The organism is Streptomyces sp. NPDC002130 (assembly GCF_040296465.1).
Classification (GTDB): domain Bacteria; phylum Actinomycetota; class Actinomycetes; order Streptomycetales; family Streptomycetaceae; genus Streptomyces.
This window is the reverse complement of sequence record NZ_JBEOXI010000072.1, coordinates 1-17,713: the sequence shown is the minus strand read 5'-3', so window position 1 is coordinate 17,713 and position 17,713 is coordinate 1. Positions and strand designations below refer to the sequence as shown.

Sequence of the window (17,713 nt, the reverse complement as noted above, 5' to 3'; positions counted from 1 at the left end):
ACATCAAAACCCCCCGTTCCGTTCCGTATCCTGTGCCCGCTCATTCCCAGTCTGTTCGCCCGCAAGCCCCTTCAGGAGCAGTGCGAGTACGCTCCGTACACTCTCTCTACGAATTTCCGCGCGGCCGCCGTTCAACCGCAGAGCCTCCACTTTTCCGCCGCCGGCAGAACCCGGGTCCGCCGCAACGGGTCCGTCCACGGCGACGAAGACCGTGCCGACGGGCTGTCCGTCCTGCGGCTCGGGGCCGGCGACACCGGTGGTCGCGATGCCCCAGTCGGTGCCGAGCGCCTTGCGCACGCCGGCCGCCATCTGCGCTGCGACCTGCGGATCCACCGCTCCGTGGGTCGCCAGCAGGGCGGCGTCCACATCGAGCAGGTCGTGCTTCAACTCGGTGGCGTAAGCGGTCACGGAGCCCCGGAAGACCTTGGACGCTCCGGGGACCGACGTGATCTCCGCCGCAACGAGGCCACCGGTCAGCGACTCCGCGACGGCGAGCGTCTCGCCCTTCACCGTGAGTAGTCGCACCACGTCGGTGGCCGTGGACCTCACGCTTCCTTCTCCTCCAACGCGGCCTTGCGCTCGGCGATTCCCTGCCTGCGCAAGACAATGGCCTGTTTCACATAGTCGAGTCCGGTCACCACGGTCAGCACGACCGCCGCGGCCATCACCCACCACCTCAGGGTCGCCAGCCACCCCGTCAGCGCCAGGACGTACATGCCCACGGCCACGCCCTGGGTGAGGGTCTTCAGCTTGCCTCCGCGGCTGGCGGGAATGACGCCGTACCGGATGACCAGAAAACGCAGCAGGGTGATCCCGAGTTCCCTGCCGAGGATGACGCCGGTCACCCACCACGGCAGGTCACCGAGCGCGGAGAGACAGATCAGCGCCGCACCCATGATCGCCTTGTCGGCGATGGGGTCGGCGATCTTCCCGAAGTCGGTGACCAGGTTGTACGTGCGCGCCAGATGACCGTCGAACAGATCGGTGATCATGGCGATGGCGAAGGCGGCCCAGGCGAAGGCCCGCCACGCCGGGTCGTAGCCGCCGTCGGCGAGCATCAGCGCGACGAACGCCGGTACGAGGACCAGCCGGAGCATGGTCAGGAGGTTGGCGACGTTCCAGACGCTCGCCTCGTTGACGGCCGCGGCAGCGATCTTCTTGCCCCGCGGGGTCTTCCCCTCACCCTGGGCGTCGACGCCCACGTCCTCACCCACGACGGCCTCACCGACACCGGGCCCCACGACGGCAGGCCCGCCGGGCCCCACCTCTGGACCAGGCCCTGCACCGGCAGCCCCACCGGGCCCTGCGTCGGCCGCCGCACCATGCCCCGCACCGGACGCCGCACCCTCGGCCGACCGCGCGGCCGCCGCCCCGGGAGCCTTCCCCGAGGCCGCCGAGGTCGCAGCGGCCGCACCAGCCGCGGCCCTCGCGCCGGAGGCGCCTCCCGCCGCGGATGCCGGGACACCGGTCATCTGCCCGCCTCCTCACTCCACGCAGGCGACGTGAGCGAGCCCTGCAGCGGCTCGGCCACCAGGTCGACACCCTCCGTACCGACCACCTTCGCCTCGACCATACGGCCGATACGCAGACCCGCGCCGCTCGTGAGCAGCACCTGGCCGTCCGTCTCGGGCGCCTGGTGCTCGGCACGGCCGTACACGCCGTCCTCGTCGACGGACTCGACGAGGACCCGCACGGTCTGGCCGACCCGGTCCTCGGCCCGCTGGGAGACGAGCTCTTCCGCCAGGCGCGAGATGTGGGCCAGCCGCTCGGCGACGACGTCCTCGTCGAGCTTGTCGTCGTAGGTCGCGGCCTCCGTGCCCTCCTCGTCGGAGTAGCCGAAGACGCCGATGGCGTCCAGCCGCGCGCCGTTCAGGAACCGCTCCAGCTCGGCGAGGTCGGCCTCGGTCTCACCGGGGAAGCCGACGATGAAGTTGGAGCGGACACCGGCCTCGGGCGCCTTGCTCCGGATGGTGTCGAGCAGCTCCAGGAAGCGGTCGGTGTCGCCGAAGCGGCGCATCGCGCGCAGCACGCCGGGCGCGGAGTGCTGGAAGGACAGATCGAAGTAGGGCGCGATCTTCGGGGTCGAGGTCAGCACGTCGATCAGGCCGGGCCGCATCTCGGCCGGCTGGAGGTAGCTGACGCGCACCCGCTCGATGCCGTCGACCTCGGCGAGCTCGGGCAGCAGCGACTCCAGCAGGCGGATGTCGCCCAGGTCCTTGCCGTAGGAGGTGTTGTTCTCGGAGACCAGCATGATCTCCTTCACGCCCTGCTCGGCCAGCCAGCGCGTCTCGTTCAGCACGTCGCTGGGACGGCGGGAGATGAAGGAGCCGCGGAAGGAGGGGATGGCGCAGAAGGAGCAGCGCCGGTCGCAGCCGGAGGCGAGCTTGACGGAGGCGACCGGGGAGCCGTCCAGGCGGCGGCGCAGGGGCGCACGCGGGCCCGAGGCGGGAGCGAGGCCCTCCGGAAGATCCGCCGGTGCGACGGCGGGCTCGGCCGGGCCGTGCCCGGGCAGCGCGACCTCGGCCGCCGACTCCTGGCGCTCCGCAGGGCTGATCGGCAGCAGCTTGCGCCGGTCGCGTGGGGTGTGGGAGGCGTGGATGCCGCCGTTGAGGATGGTCTGCAGGCGGTCCGAGATGTCCGAGTAGTCGTCGAAGCCGAGCACACCGTCGGCCTCGGGGAGGGCTTCGGCGAGTTCCTTGCCGTACCGCTCGGCCATGCAGCCCACCGCCACGACGGCCTGGGTTCTGCCGTGCCCCTTGAGGTCGTTGGCTTCGAGGAGTGCGTCGACCGAGTCCTTCTTGGCGGCTTCGACGAAGCCGCAGGTGTTCACGACGGCGACGTCCGCGTTCTCGGCGTCCTCGACGAGCTGCCAGCCGTCCGCCTCCAAACGGCCTGCGAGCTCCTCCGAGTCCACCTCGTTACGGGCGCAGCCAAGGGTGACGAGTGCGACGGTACGGCGTTCAGGCATGGGCTCAAGACTACTTCGTCTCGCTGACACCCCACGTCGACGGGGTTGGCCGTTTCCCGGCCAACCCCGTATCAACTGGACCTTTCGGTCCGATCACCCGGCTTCGGGATCGCCCTTCGTGTACGTCAGGCGCTCGACGGACCCCGGCTGGAAGTTCTCCTCGATCTTCTTGCCGTTGACGAAGAGGTCGATCGCGCCGGCGTCCCCGAGGACGAGGTGGACCTTGGAGCTGTCCTGGAAGGTCTTGGTGTCGCCCTGCTTGAGAACGCCGTCGAAGATCATCCGGCCGTTGTGGTCCTTGGCGGCGATCCAGCTGCGGCCGTCGGCGGCGGCCACACGGACGGTCACCTTGTCCTGCGGCGCGGCGGCGATGGCACTGTCCGACGGCTCCGGTTCGGGATCGGCGGGCTTCTTGGTCTTGGTGGTCGGGGAGGCGGAGTCGCCGGGCGTGGAGCCCTCGGCCACGTTCGCCTCGTTGCCGCCGTCGTCGCCGCCCTGGAACATCGTGAAGCCGACGAAACCGATCACGGCGACGATCGCGGCGACCATGGCCGCGGTCCAGTTGGGACCCCGCCGCTCCGGACGGATGCGTTCCGCCTCGAAGAGGGGAGCTGCCGGGGTCGGCGCCGGCCGCCCGCCGTGCTCGTCGCCGTACTGGGCGAGCAGCGGCTCGGGGTCGAGGTGGACGGCCTTGGCCAGGGTCCTGATGTGCCCACGGGCGTAGACGTCCCCACCACAGGGGGAGAAGTCGTCCGCCTCGATCGCGTGCACGATGTTCATGCGGACCCGGGTGGCGCTACTGACGTCGTCGACGGTCAGCCCGGCGGCGATACGAGCCTGCTGCAGGGCATGGCCGATGGAGGGGCGGGCTTCCTCGCGGTCTGCTTCGACGTGCTCGTTTTCGAACGGACGCTCGTCTTCAGGGGAGTTGCCGATGGACACGGGGGCGCCTTTCGAGCGTGTAGCCGCCTGTGCTGGAAGTTCAGTCTAGGGGGGTGACAAAAGGGTGGGGCAACCGGGCGGTGTCACTTTGTACGCCATCGGAATGGCCCGACATTCCGATGGTGGGTTCACTGCTTGTCGCTTCCCTCAACTTGACGTACGCCGAAGAGAAACGGTTGCCCGATGATCCCTTACGGATGAGTCACGATCCGGACCCGATTGCCGTAACGCCCCGCGCGGCGATCACCCTGTCCCGCCTCCCTACCCTTCAGACTCCCCCCGGATCAGGGCGAGCACGCCATCCAGCTCATCAGGCTTCACAAGAACGTCACGAGCCTTCGAACCCTCGCTCGGCCCGACGATGTTCCGCGACTCCATCAAATCCATCAGCCGGCCGGCCTTGGCGAAGCCGACGCGCAACTTGCGCTGGAGCATGGACGTCGACCCGAACTGCGTGGAGACGACCAGTTCGGCCGCCTGGCACAGCAGGTCGAGGTCGTCGCCGATGTCCTCGTCGATCTCCTTTTTCTGCTTGGTGCCCACGACCACGTCGTCCCGGAAGACGGGCGTCATCTGGTCCTTGCAGTGCCGGACGACGCCCGCGATCTCCTCCTCGGTGACGAACGCGCCCTGCATACGGGTGGGCTTGTTGGCCCCCATGGGCAGGAACAGCCCGTCGCCCTTGCCGATGAGCTTCTCGGCGCCCGGCTGGTCGAGGATGACCCGCGAGTCGGCCAGCGAGGACGTGGCGAACGCCAGCCGTGACGGCACGTTCGCCTTGATCAGGCCGGTGACGACGTCCACCGACGGCCGCTGTGTGGCGAGCACCAGGTGGATGCCGGCCGCGCGCGCGAGCTGCGTGATGCGCACGATCGCGTCCTCGACGTCGCGCGGCGCGACCATCATCAGGTCGGCGAGCTCGTCGACGATGACCAGCAGATACGGATACGGCTGGAGCTCGCGCTCGCTGCCCTCGGGAGGCTTGACCTTGCCCTCGCGCACGGCCTTGTTGAAGTCGTCGATGTGCCGGTAGCCGTAGGCCGCCAGGTCGTCGTAGCGCAGGTCCATCTCGCGCACGACCCACTGGAGCGCCTCGGCGGCCCGCTTGGGGTTGGTGATGATCGGTGTGATCAGGTGCGGGATGCCCTCGTACGCGGTCAGCTCGACCCGCTTGGGGTCGACCAGGATCATCCGCACGTCCTCGGGGGTCGCCCGCATCATGACCGAGGTGATCAGGCAGTTGATGCAGGACGACTTTCCGGAGCCGGTGGCGCCGGCGACCAGCATGTGCGGCATCTTCGCCAGCGAGTGCATGACGTAGCCGCCCTCGACGTCCTTGCCGAAAGCGACAAGCATCGGGTCGTCGTCCTCGGCCGACTCCGCCAGACGGAGTACGTCACCGAGGTTGACCATCTCCCGGTCGGTGTTGGGGATCTCGATGCCCACCGCGGACTTGCCGGGGATGGGGCTGATGATCCGCACGTCCGGGCTGGCGACGGCGTAGGCGATGTTCTTCGTCAGCGCGGTGATCCGCTCGACCTTCACGGCGGGGCCGAGCTCGACCTCGTAGCGCGTGACCGTCGGACCGCGGGTGAAGCCGGTGACGCTGGCGTCCACCTTGAACTCGGTGAAGACCGTCGTCAGCGACTCGACGATGAGGTCGTTGGCGGCGCTGCGCGCCTTGCCCGGGCCGCCGCGCTCCAGCAGGTCCAGCGACGGCAGGGAGTACGTGATGTCGCCGGAGAGCTGGAGCTGCTCCGCGCGCGGGGGCAGGTCGCGGGGTTCGGAGGGCGGGGCCTTGGTGAGGTCGCGGACGCCCGCCCTGGGCTTCTGCGGGCCGGGGTCGTCCTGCTGCTCGGGCTTGTTGTCCTTCTTGAGCCTGTCCTGCTGCGGCCGGGCGGCCGGGACGGGCGTCGGTGTGGTCGCCTCCTGGTCCCCCACCCGGACGCCCTGGGTGAGGTCGGCGACGACCGGCGAGGGCGGCATGCCGTGCAGCACGGCTCCGTCGAGGGCGGCGGCGGCCGCCGCGGCGATGTCCACGGCGTCCCTGGGCCGGTCCATGTCGGGCTGCGGTACCGCCGAGCGGCGCGGACGGCCTCGGCGCCGCGTGAGCGCCTCCTGCTCGGCACCGTCGGGGTCGTACGCCTCGGGCGCCGGTGCGCGCCTGCCGCGCGGGCGCGCGGGCAGCGCCTCGCGCCACTGCTCCTCGTAGCGCTCGTCGTCCTCGGCGAAACCGAACTCGTCCTCGGCCGGGTCGCGGACGATCCCGAGACGCATCCCGAGCAGCCGCAGCCGCTGCGGGATGGCGTTGACGGGGGTGGCCGTGACGACCAGCAGCCCGAAGACCGTCAGCAGCACCAGCAGCGGCACGGCGAGCACGTCACCCATGGCGTACGACAACGGGGTCGCCATGGCCCAGCCGATGAGGCCACCGGCGTCCCTTATGGCCTGCATGCCGTCGCCGCGCGCGGGTGAGCCGCACGCCACGTGAACTTGGCCGAGCACGCCGATCACGAGCGCGGACAGGCCGATGACGATCCGTCCGTTCGCCTCGGGCTTCTCCGGGTGACGGATGAACCGCACGGCGATGACGGCGAGCAGTATCGGCACGAGCAGGTCGAGGCGGCCGAAGGCGCCGGTGACGAGGATCTCCACCAGGTCGCCCACCGGGCCCTTGAGGTCGGCCCAGGTGCCCGCGGCGACGATCAGCGCGATGGCGAGCAGCAGCAAGGCGACACCGTCCTTGCGGTGGGCCGGGTCGAGGTTCTTGGCGCCCTGCCCTATGCCGCGGAACACGGCGCCGACGGCATGCGCCACACCGAGCCAGACGGCGCGCACGAGCCGGTAGATGCCACCGGTGGGGCTGGGGGCCGGTCTGGGCGCGACCTTCTTGGCCGCGGCCTTCCGGGCGGGCGCCTTCTTCGCGGGAGCCTTCTTGGCGGCGGCCTTCTTCGCCGGAGCCTTCGAGGCCGCCCTCTTCGCGGGCGGCGGCTTCTTGGCTGCGGAGGGACGTGAGGCCATGGGTGTGAGGTTACCGGGGGAGACGACAGGGGACACGCGTGTCCACGGCTTCACCCGTTCGTGTCGCTTCGGGAGAGGCGCGAAACTGACGCGCGGTCACGGCGGGCAATCCCGCCTGCGCACGCGTCAGTTCTGCGAGGACACCGAGGAGGCGCTCCCGGTGCCCGGCTCCAGCGCGTCCAGCGCCCGCCGCAACCCCGTGAGCTTGCGCTCCAGATGAGCCGCCGTGGCCACCGCGGCGGCGTCCGTCGACTCGTCGTTGAGCTGCTTGGTCAGTGCTTCGGCCTGCTCCTCGACGGCCGCGAGCCGCGCGGAGAGCTCCGCGAGCAGCCCGGCCGACTCCTTGGCCTCGCCGCCCGCGTCCTTGCCGTTGCCCTCCAACTGCAGCCGCAGCAGCGACGCCTGCTCCCGCAGCTGGCAGTTCTTCATGTACAGCTCGACGAAGACGGAGACCTTCGCGCGCAGCACCCACGGGTCGAACGGCTTGGAGATGTAGTCCACCGCGCCCGCCGCGTAGCCCCGGAAGGTGTGGTGGGGGCCGTGGTTGATCGCCGTGAGGAAAATGATCGGGATGTCCCGGGTCCGCTCACGGCGCTTGATGTGCGCGGCCGTCTCGAAGCCGTCCATACCCGGCATCTGGACATCCAGCAGGATGACCGCGAAGTCGTCCGTGAGCAGCGCTTTGAGCGCTTCCTCCCCGGACGATGCCCGCACCAGCGTCTGATCGAGCGCAGAGAGGATCGCCTCCAGCGCCAGCAGATTCTCCGGCCGGTCATCGACCAGGAGGATCTTGGCCTTCTGCACCATGGCCCGCCCTCCTCGCCCCGGCGTGGGGCCTCCCCTGTCCGCAGGACCTGCGGCAGCACCGGTGGGTGCCGCCCCAGGGGACGACTCCCTTGCGCCGCCCGTCCTTGTGCCGGTCATCGTAGCCGCACCCTGCCCGTCGCCACACCCTGTCACCGTGATGTCACTGTGCACGTAGCAGAAACGCAGCAGGAGACCAGAAGGTTCCCCAGATCTTGTACTTCTACACGACTATGCGCACACCGAGTCGGCAACTCCGCGTGAACACCGAACCTTCCCGTCATGGTCGCGCAACTGCCCAACGTTCCCCTCATTCCCCTCGCATCCACTGATCCATCACCGCCAGCAGGTGATCGGGGTCGACCGGCTTCGTCACGTAGTCGGAGGCGCCCGACTCGATCGCCTTCTCCCGGTCGCCCTTCATCGCCTTGGCGGTCAGCGCGATGATCGGCAGACCGGCGAACTGCGGCATCCTGCGGATCGCACTGGTCGTGGCGTACCCGTCCATCTCGGGCATCATGATGTCCATCAGCACGACCGCCACGTCGTCGTGCTGCTCCAGGACCTCGATCCCCTCCCGGCCGTTCTCGGCGTACAGCACGGACAGGCCGTGCTGCTCCAGGACGCTGGTCAGGGCGAATACGTTGCGGATGTCGTCGTCCACGATCAGGACCTTCTGGCCGCCGAACCGGATGCCGCGGTTCGGCTTCGGCGCCGGCTCCTGCTCGGCCGGTGCCCACTGCTCCAGCTGCGCGGGGCGCGGCGGCAGCTCGGGCATCCTGCGACGCCGCCGGAACAGGGCGGCCGGCCCGTTCTGCGTCTCGCGGTACGACTTCACCTCGGCCGGCGTCTCGACCTCTACGTCCGACAGCTCGGACAGGTCGGACGTCGACGCCACCAGGTCACCGGCCTCCAGGGCGGGCAGCTGCTGCTGGTAGCCCTGGGGCGGCAGTTCACTGGGGTGCAGCGGCAGGTACAGCGTGAACGTCGAGCCGCGGCCCGTCTCGCTCTGCGCGTAAATCTCACCGCCGAGCAGCTGCGCGATCTCCCGCGAGATGGACAACCCCAGGCCCGTACCGCCGTACTTCCGGCTGGTCGTGCCGTCGGCCTGCTTGAACGCCTCGAAGATCACCCGCATCTTGCTGGACGCGATGCCGATGCCCGTGTCGGTCACCGAGAACGCGATCAGCTCGGCCTCCGGATCGGTCAGCGACCCGGTCTCCAGCAGCTGCTCCCGGATCCGCTGCGGCACGTCGTCCCGCGCCGGCCTGATGACCAGCTCCACCGACCCGGAGTCGGTGAACTTCACCGCGTTCGACAGCAGGTTGCGCAGCACCTGCAGCAGCCGCTGCTCGTCGGTGTGCAGCGTCGCGGGCAGCTCCGGCGAGACCCGCACCGACAGATCCAGGCCCTTCTCCGCGGTCAGCGGCCGGAAGGTGGCCTCCACGTAGTCCACGAGCTGGACGAGCGCGATCCGTGTCGGGGAGACGTCCATCTTGCCCGCCTCGACCTTCGACAGGTCCAGGATGTCGTTGATGAGCTGGAGCAGGTCCGAACCGGCCCCGTGGATCGTCTCGGCGAACTCGACCTGCTTCGGGGAGAGGTTCCCCTCGGCGTTGTCGGCGAGCAGCTTGGCCAGGATCAGCAGCGAGTTGAGCGGCGTACGCAGCTCGTGCGACATGTTCGCGAGGAACTCGCTCTTGTAGCGCATCGACACCGCGAGCTGCTCGGCGCGCTCCTCCAGGACCTGCCGCGCCTCCTCGATCTCGGTGTTCTTCACCTCGATGTCGCGGTTCTGCTGGGCCAGCAGCTCGGCCTTCTCCTCCAGTTCGGCGTTGGACGCCTGGAGGGCCTTCTGCCGCTGCTCCAACTCGGCCGAGCGCTCGCGCAGTTGCTCGGTCAGCTCCTGCGACTGCGCCAGCAGCAGCTCGGTCTTGGTGTTGACGGAGATGGTGTTGACGCTGGTCGCGATCATCTCGGCGATCTGGTTCAGGAAGTCCTTCTGGATCTGCGTGAACGGCGTGAAGGACGCCAGCTCGATGACCCCGAGCACACTGCCCTCGAACAGCACCGGCAGCACGATCACCTGCGCGGGCGGCGCCTCACCGAGCCCCGAGGAGATCTTCAGATAGCCGCTCGGCGCGTTCTCCACCAGGATCGTGCGCTTCTCCTCGGCAGCCGTCCCGACCAGCGCCTCGCCGGGCTGGAAGGACGTCGGCATGGAGCCCATCGAGTAGCCGTAACTGCCGAGCATGCGCAACTCGTACTGGTCCTCGTCCGTGGCGCTGATGTCCTCGCCGTCGACGAGCGGCATCGCCACGAAGAACGCCCCGTGCTGCGCGGACACGACCGGGGTCAGCTCGCTCATGATCAGCGACGCCACGTCCTCCAGGTCGCGGCGGCCCTGCATCAGCGCGGAGATCCGCGCCAGGTTGCCCTTGAGCCAGTCCTGCTCCTTGTTGGCGATCGTGGTGTCGCGCAGGTTGGCGATCATCTTGTTGATGTAGTCCTGGAGCTCCTGGATCTCCCCGGACGCGTCCACGTCGATCTTCAGGTTCAGATCACCGCGGGTCACCGCGGTCGCCACGCGCGCGATGGCACGCACCTGCCGGGTCAGGTTCCCGGCCATCTCGTTCACCGACTCGGTCAGGTCCCGCCAGGTGCCGTCCACGTCGCGCACGCGGGCCTGGCCGCCGAGCTGTCCTTCCGTGCCCACCTCGCGGGCCACCCGGGTGACCTCCTCGGCGAACGACGACAGCTGGTCGACCATCGTGTTGATGGTCGTCTTCAGCTCCAGGATCTCCCCGCGAGCGTCGATGTCGATCTTCTTCGTCAGGTCACCCTTGGCGATGGCCGTGGTCACCATCGCGATGTTGCGCACCTGACCGGTCAGGTTGGACGCCATCTGGTTCACGGACTCGGTCAGGTCCTTCCACGTACCGGCCACACCGGGTACGTGCGCCTGGCCGCCCAGGATGCCGTCCGTGCCCACCTCGCGGGCCACCTTGGTGACCTGCTCGGCGAACGAACTCAGCGTCTTCACCATCGTGTTGATCGTGTCGGCGAGCTGCGCGACCTCACCGCGCGCCTCGATGGTGACCTGCCGCGTCAGGTCACCGTTGGCGACCGCCGCAGAGACCTGGGAGATGTTCCGCACCTGAGTGGTGAGGTTCTTCGCCATCAGGTTGACGTTGTCGCTCAGGTCCTTCCAGATGCCCGTGACACCCGGCACATGCGCCTGGCCGCCCAGGATGCCCTCGGTGCCCACCTCACGGGCCACCCGGGTCACCTGCTCGGCGAAGGAGGAGAGCTGGTCCACCATCGTGTTGACGGTCGTGACCAGCTCGAGGATCTCGCCCTTGGCGTCGACGGTGATCTTCTTCGACAGATCGCCCCGGGCCACCGCGGTCGTGACCTCGGCGATGTTGCGCACCTGAATGGTCAGGTTGTTGGCCATGCCGTTCACCGACTGGGTGAGGTCCTTCCAGGTGCCGGAGACGCCCTGCACCTCGGCCTGACCGCCCAGGATGCCCTCCGTGCCCACCTCACGGGCCACTCGCGTGACCTCTTCGGCGAACGACGACAGCTGGTCCACCATCGTGTTCAGCGTGTTCTTCAGCTCCAGGATCTCCCCGCGTGCGTCCACGGTGATCTTCTGGGACAGGTCGCCCCGGGCCACCGCCGTGGCCACCTGGGCGATGTTGCGCACCTGGCCGGTCAGGTTGGACGCCATGCCGTTCACGGAGTCCGTCAGATCACGCCACACACCGGCCACACCCGGCACCTGCGCCTGACCACCCAGCCGGCCGTCCGTACCCACCTCACGCGCCACCCGGGTCACCTGGTCGGCGAAGGCCGAGAGCTGGTCCACCATCGTGTTGATGGTGTTCTTCAGCTCCAGGATCTCCCCGCGCGCGTCGACGTCGATCTTCTGCGACAGGTCACCCCGGGCCACGGCCGTCGTCACCTGCGCGATGTTGCGCACCTGGGAGGTGAGGTTGCCGGCCATGGAGTTGACGGAGTCCGTGAGCTCCTTCCAGGTGCCCGACACGCCGTCCACCTGGGCCTGACCACCCAGGCGGCCCTCCGTACCCACGTCCCGGGCCATCCGGGTCACCTGGTCGGCGAAGGACGACAGCTGGTCCACCATCGTGTTCACGGTGTTCTTCAGCTTGAGCATCTCGCCGGAGACGTCGACCGTGACCTTCTGCGACAGGTCACCGTTGGCCACCGCCGTCGTCACCTGCGCGATGTTCCTCACCTGTCCGGTGAGGTTCCGGAACGCCGTGTTGACGGAGTCCGTCAGGTCCTTCCACGTCCCGGCCGCGCCCGGCACCTGCGCCTGGCCGCCCAGCTCACCCTCGACGCCGACCTCCCGGGCCACGCGCGTGACCTCGGCACCGAACGCGGACAGCTGATCCACCATCCCGTTGACGGTGTTCTTCAGCTCCAGCATCTCGCCGGCCACATCGACGGTGACCTTCTGCGACAGATCACCGTTGGCCACCGCCGTCGTCACGGCGGCGATGTCCCGCACCTGGGTGGTGAGGTTCCGGAAGACGGTGTTGACGGAGTCCGTCAGGTCCTTCCAGGTCCCCGCCGCGCCCGGCACGTTCGCCTGTCCGCCCAGCCGCCCCTCGGCACCCACCTCGTTGGCCACACGCGTGACCTCGTCGGCGAAGATCCGCAGCGTCTCGGTCATCTGGTTGATCGTCTCGGCGAGCTGCGCGACCTCACCGCGCGCCTGCACCGTCACCTTGCGCGACAGGTCACCGTTGGCGACCGCCGTCGTCACCTCGGCGATACCGCGCACCTGGGCCGTGAGGTTCCCGGCCATGGTGTTCACGGAATCCGTGAGTTCCTTCCACACTCCCGCGACCCCGGGCACCTGGGCCTGACCGCCCAGCGCGCCGTCGGTGCCCACCTCACGGGCCACCCGGGTCACCTCGGAGGAGAACGCCGACAGCTGGTCCACCATCGTGTTGACGGTGTTCTTCAGCTCCAGCATCTCGCCGGCGACCTGGACCGTGACCTTCCGGGACAGATCACCCTTGGCCACGGCCGTCGTCACCAGCGCGATGTCCCGCACCTGAGCGGTGAGCCGGTACGCCATCGTGTTGACGGAGTCCGTCAGATCCCGCCAGGAACCCGACATGCCCCGCACCCGGGCCTGCCCGCCCAGCTTGCCCTCGGTGCCCACCTCACTGGCCACACGCGTGACCTCATCGGTGAACGTCGACAGCTGGTCGACCAGATTGTTGACGGTCCGTCCGACCTTCAGGAACTCGCCCCGCAGAGGCTGGCTGTTGCCGTCCGGCACCTGCGTCCGCAATTCCATACGCGGCGACAGATCACCCTCGGCCACCGCGGACAGCACCCGGCTGACCTCGGACACCGGCCGCACCAGGTCGTCCACCAGGGCATTCGAGTTGTCGATCGCCGTCGCCCACGAGCCCTCGCAGGCACCCGTCTCCAGCCGCTCGGTGAGCTTGCCCTCGCGGCCCACCATCCGCCGCACCCGCGACAGCTCACCCGTCAGATGCAGATTACGGTCGGCAACTTCGTTGAAGACCGCCGCGATCTCGGCCATCACGCCGTCGCCCGACACCGTGAGCCGCTTGCGGAAGTTCCCGTCCCGCATCGACACCAGGGCAGCCATCAGCCGGTTCAGGGCCGCCGTGTCCACCTCGGTCGTGCCGCTACGCACCTTGCCCTGGTTGACCGGGGACTGTCCGCCTTTCGCGCGCGTCTTCCTGCCACGCGTCGCTGCGCCAGACTCCACTGTGTCCCTCCCGCAGGGGTCGACCGTCACTGCTGTGCTCGGGTACCACGCTCGCCGTACCAGTTACTACTGCGTATTCTCTGCCCTGCATACCAGGCCGATTCCACGGGGGCTGCTGCCCACGGTCACCATCGGGCACACAGCCTGCCCGGACCTTCACACGAAGCTTGCCCAGTGTTTCACCCTGGCCGAACCAGGCCATAACAGTTCGGCAGCTTCGCACATCGTCCGCACACCCTCCGGACGGAAACACTGCAGACCGGCATCCGCATGGACCGCGAAGGTAAGTAACCTTGCATCCGGCTGTCCAGCCGCGCCGGTCCGTCCGGCCTGGGCGGTGGCACGAAGACGAGCGGGCATCGGAGGGGCGGCCGCACACAACATGACCACCGGACTGATCCCCGGGGGACAGCCCCCGGACCCCCGGCCGACGGGCAGCCTGCCGCAGCAGCGGCGCGAGCCGGTCGGCCCCGCAGCCCAGCACGTCGAGAACCGGTCGAGGAGTTCTGTGATCACCGCGCGCGCGGCCGCCAGTTTCGAGCCCGTCGGGCGATCGGTCGCGAGCGCCCGCTCCTTCGTCCGCGACACCCTCCAGGGCTGGGGCTTCGCCGACATCGTCGACGACGCCGTCGTTCTCACCAGCGAACTGGTGACCAACGCCGTGGTCCACGCCGGCACCTCCGCCGACGTACTCTGCCTGCGCAGCGACGAGGGCGTACGCATCGAGGTGGCCGACCGGTACCCCGAACGCGAGATCCCCCTCCAGGGCACCGCCATCAACATGGGCAGCCCCGACCGCGAAGGCGGCCGCGGCCTCCAGCTGTGCGCGGCCCTCGCCGGCCGCTGGGGCGTCGAGTACATCCCCACCCACAAGACCGTCTGGTTCCAACTGGACCTGCCCGCACGCGCCGTCGGCACCCGCGCGGCAGGACCGGCCCTCCCCTCCGAACTCCTCCCCCTCGCCGACGGCCGGGTCCGCGTCGCCGTCATCCAGATCGACCGCACCGGCCACATCACCGCCTGGAACGAAGACGCCGAGGAACTCTTCGGCTACCCGGCCGAGCAGGTCACCGGCAAGCCCCTGACCGACCTCGCCGCCTGGCCCCACACCCCCGGCACCAGCACCGGCATCGCGGAAGCCCTCCGCCTCTCCCGCTGGGAAGGCAGCTACGGCATCCGCGCCGCCACCGGCCGCGTCATCCCCGTCTACGCCTCCCACCTGCGCGTCCGCGACACCGGCGGCGAGCCGTCAACCGTGTGCCTCCTGGTACGGGACCACGAACGGGCAGTTCTGCAGACGCCTCTGCGCGTCCCCGCCTCCGACACCTCGACCGGCGCCGAGGGCCAGAACACCGACCCCTTCGAAGTCTTCATCGGCTCCCCCGCCCCGGACGACCTCGACGGCCTCCTCCAGCGCACGGTCGAACGCGCCCGCGACATGCTCGACGGCGACTCGGCGTTCCTCCTGCTGGCCACCGACGACGAGACGGAACTGGAGGTCCGCGCCTCCACCGGCCTCCCCTCCGCCCGCCAGCGCTTCGCCCGCGTCCCCGTTGAAGCCGGCCCCGGCCGCTACGGCTCGGCCCGCATGCCCGCCGTCCACGACGACCTGACCGCCGTCCCCGGCGCCGTACCGCTGCTGAACGGCACGGGCATGCGCTCGGTCGTCACGGTTCCGCTGAAGGTCGAGGGCCGCCTCACCGGCTCCCTCGGCGTCGCCGCCGAAGCCCCCGCCAGATACTCCAACGAGGAGGCCCTGCGCCTCCAGTTCGCCGCCGACCGCATCGCCCTCGCCGTCGAATCGGCCCGCCTGGGCGAACTGGAACGACTGCGCCGCGGCTCCCTCAGCTTCCTCGTCGAGGCGTCCGACCTGCTGGCCGGCACCCTGGACCGCGACCAGACCCTGGCCCTCATGGCCCAGATGACGGTCCCGACGCTCGCCACCTGGTGCGCCGTCTACACGATCGCCGACCAGGCCTCCGAGCCCTACCTCTCCTACGTACTGCACGAGGACGAGGAACTCATCGACGGCATCAAGTCCCTGCTGTCGAAGGTCCCCCCGCCCGACCCGGTCCCCACCCCGGGCGCCCGCGTGTGGACGGCCCCCGGCGAGGTCGCCCATCAGGCGGCCCTGCGCACCTCCATGCGCAGCCTCGGCCTCAGCGGCAGCCCGACCCGCCAGGTCACACCCGGCATCGGCCCCACCCTCGCCACCGCCTCCGCCGTCGGCGGCGAGACGGTCGTCCTTCCGCTGGTCGCCCGCAACCGCGTCATCGGCATGCTGACCCTCGGCAAGCCGACCGACGAGCACTTCCGCCAGGAGATCCTGGAACTCGCCGAGGACCTCTCCCGCCGAGCCGCCCTGGCCCTGGACAACGCCCGCCTCTACTCGGAGCGCACGGCGATCAGCCAGTCCCTCCAGCGCAGCCTCCTGCCCCCGGAGCTCCCCGTGATCGGAGGCGTCGAGGTCGAGGTCATCTACCGCGCCGCCGGCGAGGGCAACGAGGTCGGCGGCGACTTCTACGACGTCTTCCCCATCCGCGACGGCGCCTACGGCTTTGCCATCGGCGACGTCTGCGGCACGGGCCCGAACGCGGCGGCGGTCACGGGCCTGGCCCGCCACGCCCTGCGCCTGCTGGCACGCGAGGGCCTCAGCGGCCCGGCGGTCCTGGAGCGCCTCAACTCCGCGATCCTCGACGAAGGCGCCCGCAGCCGCTTCCTCACCCTCCTCTACGGCGAGATGCGCCCCCAGGAGGACGGCAGCGCGGAACTGAAGGTCGTCTGCGCCGGCCACCCGCTCCCGCTGCGCCTGCGCCAGGACGGCACGGTCGAACCGGCCGCGGAACCCCAGCCGCTCCTGGGTGTCATCGAGGACCTGGAGCTCTACGAGCAGACCGTCACCCTCGACCCGGGCGATGTCCTCCTATGCGTCACGGACGGCGTCACCGAACGCCGCGAGGGCGCCCGCATGCTCGGCGACGACGGCCTCGCCGACGTCCTCACGACCTGCACGGGCCTGACGGCCGGCGCCGTCGCGGCGCGCATCATGCGAGCGGTGGAGCGCTTCGCGTCGGATGCTCCGTCGGACGATATGGCGATCCTGGCCATGCGCGTCCCGGGTCTTCAGAAGGACTAGGAGAACGCGAAAGGCCCCACCCGTGAGGGTGGGGCCTTTTTGCTGGAGCCCCCAAGCGGAATCGAACCGCTGACCTTCTCCTTACCATGGAGACGCTCTACCGACTGAGCTATAGGGGCCTGTTGCTTGCGAGGTCTCCCCCGCGGCAACGGAATAGATCATACCCCGAACAGAGCCGTGCTCCCAACCACGTCAGAAGGCGGGCTGCAGAAGTCCTCCGAGGGCATTGCAGGCGGACACGACGCGCTGCATGTCGCGCTTGGTCAGCGACGCGTCCACGGGCAGCGCCAGCGTCTCGTCGGAGGCCCGTTCGGTCTCCGGCAGTGCAACGCACCGCCGGAATTCGGGCAGCCGGTGCACGGGCGTCTTCACCGGCACCCGGCACTCAACTCCCTTGGCCCGCACGGCCCGCGCGAAGGCATCCCGATCGGGTCGCCCATTGCCGGGAATCCGCACGACGTACTGCAGATAGGTGTGCCCGTCGCCGTCCTCCGGCGCCCGGACACCCCTCAACTTGGCGTGGAGATAAGCCGCACGCTCCCGGCGCTGGGCTATTTCGTCGTACGGCGCCTCGGACTCCCCCTGTTCCAGAACGAGCAGGCCGTGCCGCTGTCCGAGCGCGTGCAGCCGCGGGATGTCGGCGAGTCGCCCGAAGCGGTGTACGGCGACCACGGCCGCGGTCCGCGGAGTCACCGCCGCTTCCACGGCAGCGGCGTCGAGGCAGTAAGTGGCGGGGTCTATGTCGGCGAACACCGGAAGAGCCCCGGCCTTGGCCACGGCCTCGGCGACCTCGACGTTCCCGAAGGCCGGCACCACGACCTCGTCACCGAGTCCGACACCGGCGGCCCTGAGCATTGCAGCAGTACCCATGCTGTGGATGCTGCTCGCACAACGTGAACTTCAAGTGACGCGCAACAAAAAAGGGTTGGACCCGAAACCGAAGTTCCGGGTCCAACCCTTTCAATGATTGTTCGGCGGCGTCCTACTCTCCCACAGGGTCCCCCCTGCAGTACCATCGGCGCTGTAAGGCTTAGCTTCCGGGTTCGGAATGTAACCGGGC

At 69.4% G+C, this 17,713-nt stretch carries 9 protein-coding genes, 1 tRNA gene and 1 rRNA gene; 1 reads left to right on the top strand and 10 read right to left on the bottom strand.

The genetic code is table 11. The features are described from left to right. Nucleotides 1-3: 3 nt before the first annotated feature. The 7 genes from ABT116_RS16360 to ABT116_RS16330 all read right to left on the bottom strand — a co-directional run bounded on the left by ABT116_RS16360 (nucleotide 4) and on the right by ABT116_RS16330 (nucleotide 13,517). Nucleotides 4-549 (bottom strand): CinA family protein, encoded by a 546-nt coding sequence (locus ABT116_RS16360; protein WP_351633359.1) that lies wholly within the window; start codon nucleotides 547-549, stop codon nucleotides 4-6. Further along, a complete protein-coding gene (pgsA, locus tag ABT116_RS16355) occupies nucleotides 546-1,472 on the bottom strand; it encodes a CDP-diacylglycerol--glycerol-3-phosphate 3-phosphatidyltransferase (protein WP_351633357.1) in 927 nt (308 codons plus the stop codon). The genes ABT116_RS16360 and pgsA overlap by 4 nt, the downstream gene beginning before the upstream one ends. Continuing rightward, nucleotides 1,469-2,968 (bottom strand): 30S ribosomal protein S12 methylthiotransferase RimO, encoded by a 1,500-nt coding sequence (gene rimO, locus ABT116_RS16350; protein ID WP_351633354.1) that lies wholly within the window; start codon nucleotides 2,966-2,968, stop codon nucleotides 1,469-1,471. Before rimO ends, pgsA begins: the two co-directional genes overlap by 4 nt. Nucleotides 2,969-3,061: 93 nt before the next feature. Next, nucleotides 3,062-3,910 (bottom strand): helix-turn-helix domain-containing protein, encoded by an 849-nt coding sequence (locus tag ABT116_RS16345; protein ID WP_351633351.1) that lies wholly within the window; start codon nucleotides 3,908-3,910, stop codon nucleotides 3,062-3,064. Nucleotides 3,911-4,171: 261 nt separating this feature from the next. Next, nucleotides 4,172-6,931, bottom strand: a complete 2,760-nt coding sequence (locus tag ABT116_RS16340) for a DNA translocase FtsK (RefSeq protein WP_351633349.1) — start codon at nucleotides 6,929-6,931, stop codon at nucleotides 4,172-4,174. Between the two features lie 126 nt (nucleotides 6,932-7,057). Beyond that, entirely contained in the window at nucleotides 7,058-7,738 is a 681-nt protein-coding gene (locus tag ABT116_RS16335) for a response regulator (RefSeq protein WP_097221262.1), read from the bottom strand. Between the two features lie 307 nt (nucleotides 7,739-8,045). Further along, nucleotides 8,046-13,517 (bottom strand): HAMP domain-containing protein, encoded by a 5,472-nt coding sequence (locus ABT116_RS16330; RefSeq protein ID WP_351633346.1) that lies wholly within the window; start codon nucleotides 13,515-13,517, stop codon nucleotides 8,046-8,048. Between the two features lie 382 nt (nucleotides 13,518-13,899). Here ABT116_RS16330 and ABT116_RS16325 point away from each other — a divergent pair, with 382 nt between their 5' ends. After that, nucleotides 13,900-16,653 carry a SpoIIE family protein phosphatase gene (locus tag ABT116_RS16325; protein WP_351633343.1) on the top strand — a complete coding sequence of 918 codons (2,754 nt, stop codon included), beginning with the start codon at nucleotides 13,900-13,902 and terminating at the stop codon, nucleotides 16,651-16,653. Nucleotides 16,654-16,696: 43 nt separating this feature from the next. Here the strand turns inward: ABT116_RS16325 and ABT116_RS16320 are convergent. The 3 genes from ABT116_RS16320 to rrf form a co-directional block, all read right to left on the bottom strand. Next, a tRNA-Thr gene (locus tag ABT116_RS16320) sits at nucleotides 16,697-16,772 on the bottom strand. Nucleotides 16,773-16,845: 73 nt separating this feature from the next. Beyond that, nucleotides 16,846-17,508 (bottom strand): DegT/DnrJ/EryC1/StrS family aminotransferase, encoded by a 663-nt coding sequence (locus tag ABT116_RS16315; RefSeq protein WP_351633396.1) that lies wholly within the window; start codon nucleotides 17,506-17,508, stop codon nucleotides 16,846-16,848. 114 nt (nucleotides 17,509-17,622) lie between these two features. Then, nucleotides 17,623-17,713, bottom strand: a 5S ribosomal RNA gene (gene rrf, locus ABT116_RS16310); the annotation flags it as partial.

Bases quoted from the DNA above. Each gene is read 5' to 3' on its own strand.
- rimO (WP_351633354.1), bottom strand. From the start codon at position 2,968: ATGCCTGAACGCCGTACCGTCGCACTCGTCACCCTTGGCTGCGCCCGT.
- ABT116_RS16340 (WP_351633349.1), bottom strand. From the start codon at position 6,931: ATGGCCTCACGTCCCTCCGCAGCCAAGAAGCCGCCGCCCGCGAAGAGG.
- pgsA (WP_351633357.1), bottom strand. From the start codon at position 1,472: ATGACCGGTGTCCCGGCATCCGCGGCGGGAGGCGCCTCCGGCGCGAGG.
- ABT116_RS16325 (WP_351633343.1), top strand. From the start codon at position 13,900: ATGACCACCGGACTGATCCCCGGGGGACAGCCCCCGGACCCCCGGCCG.
- ABT116_RS16315 (WP_351633396.1), bottom strand. From the start codon at position 17,508: ATGCTCAGGGCCGCCGGTGTCGGACTCGGTGACGAGGTCGTGGTGCCG.
- ABT116_RS16335 (WP_097221262.1), bottom strand. From the start codon at position 7,738: ATGGTGCAGAAGGCCAAGATCCTCCTGGTCGATGACCGGCCGGAGAAT.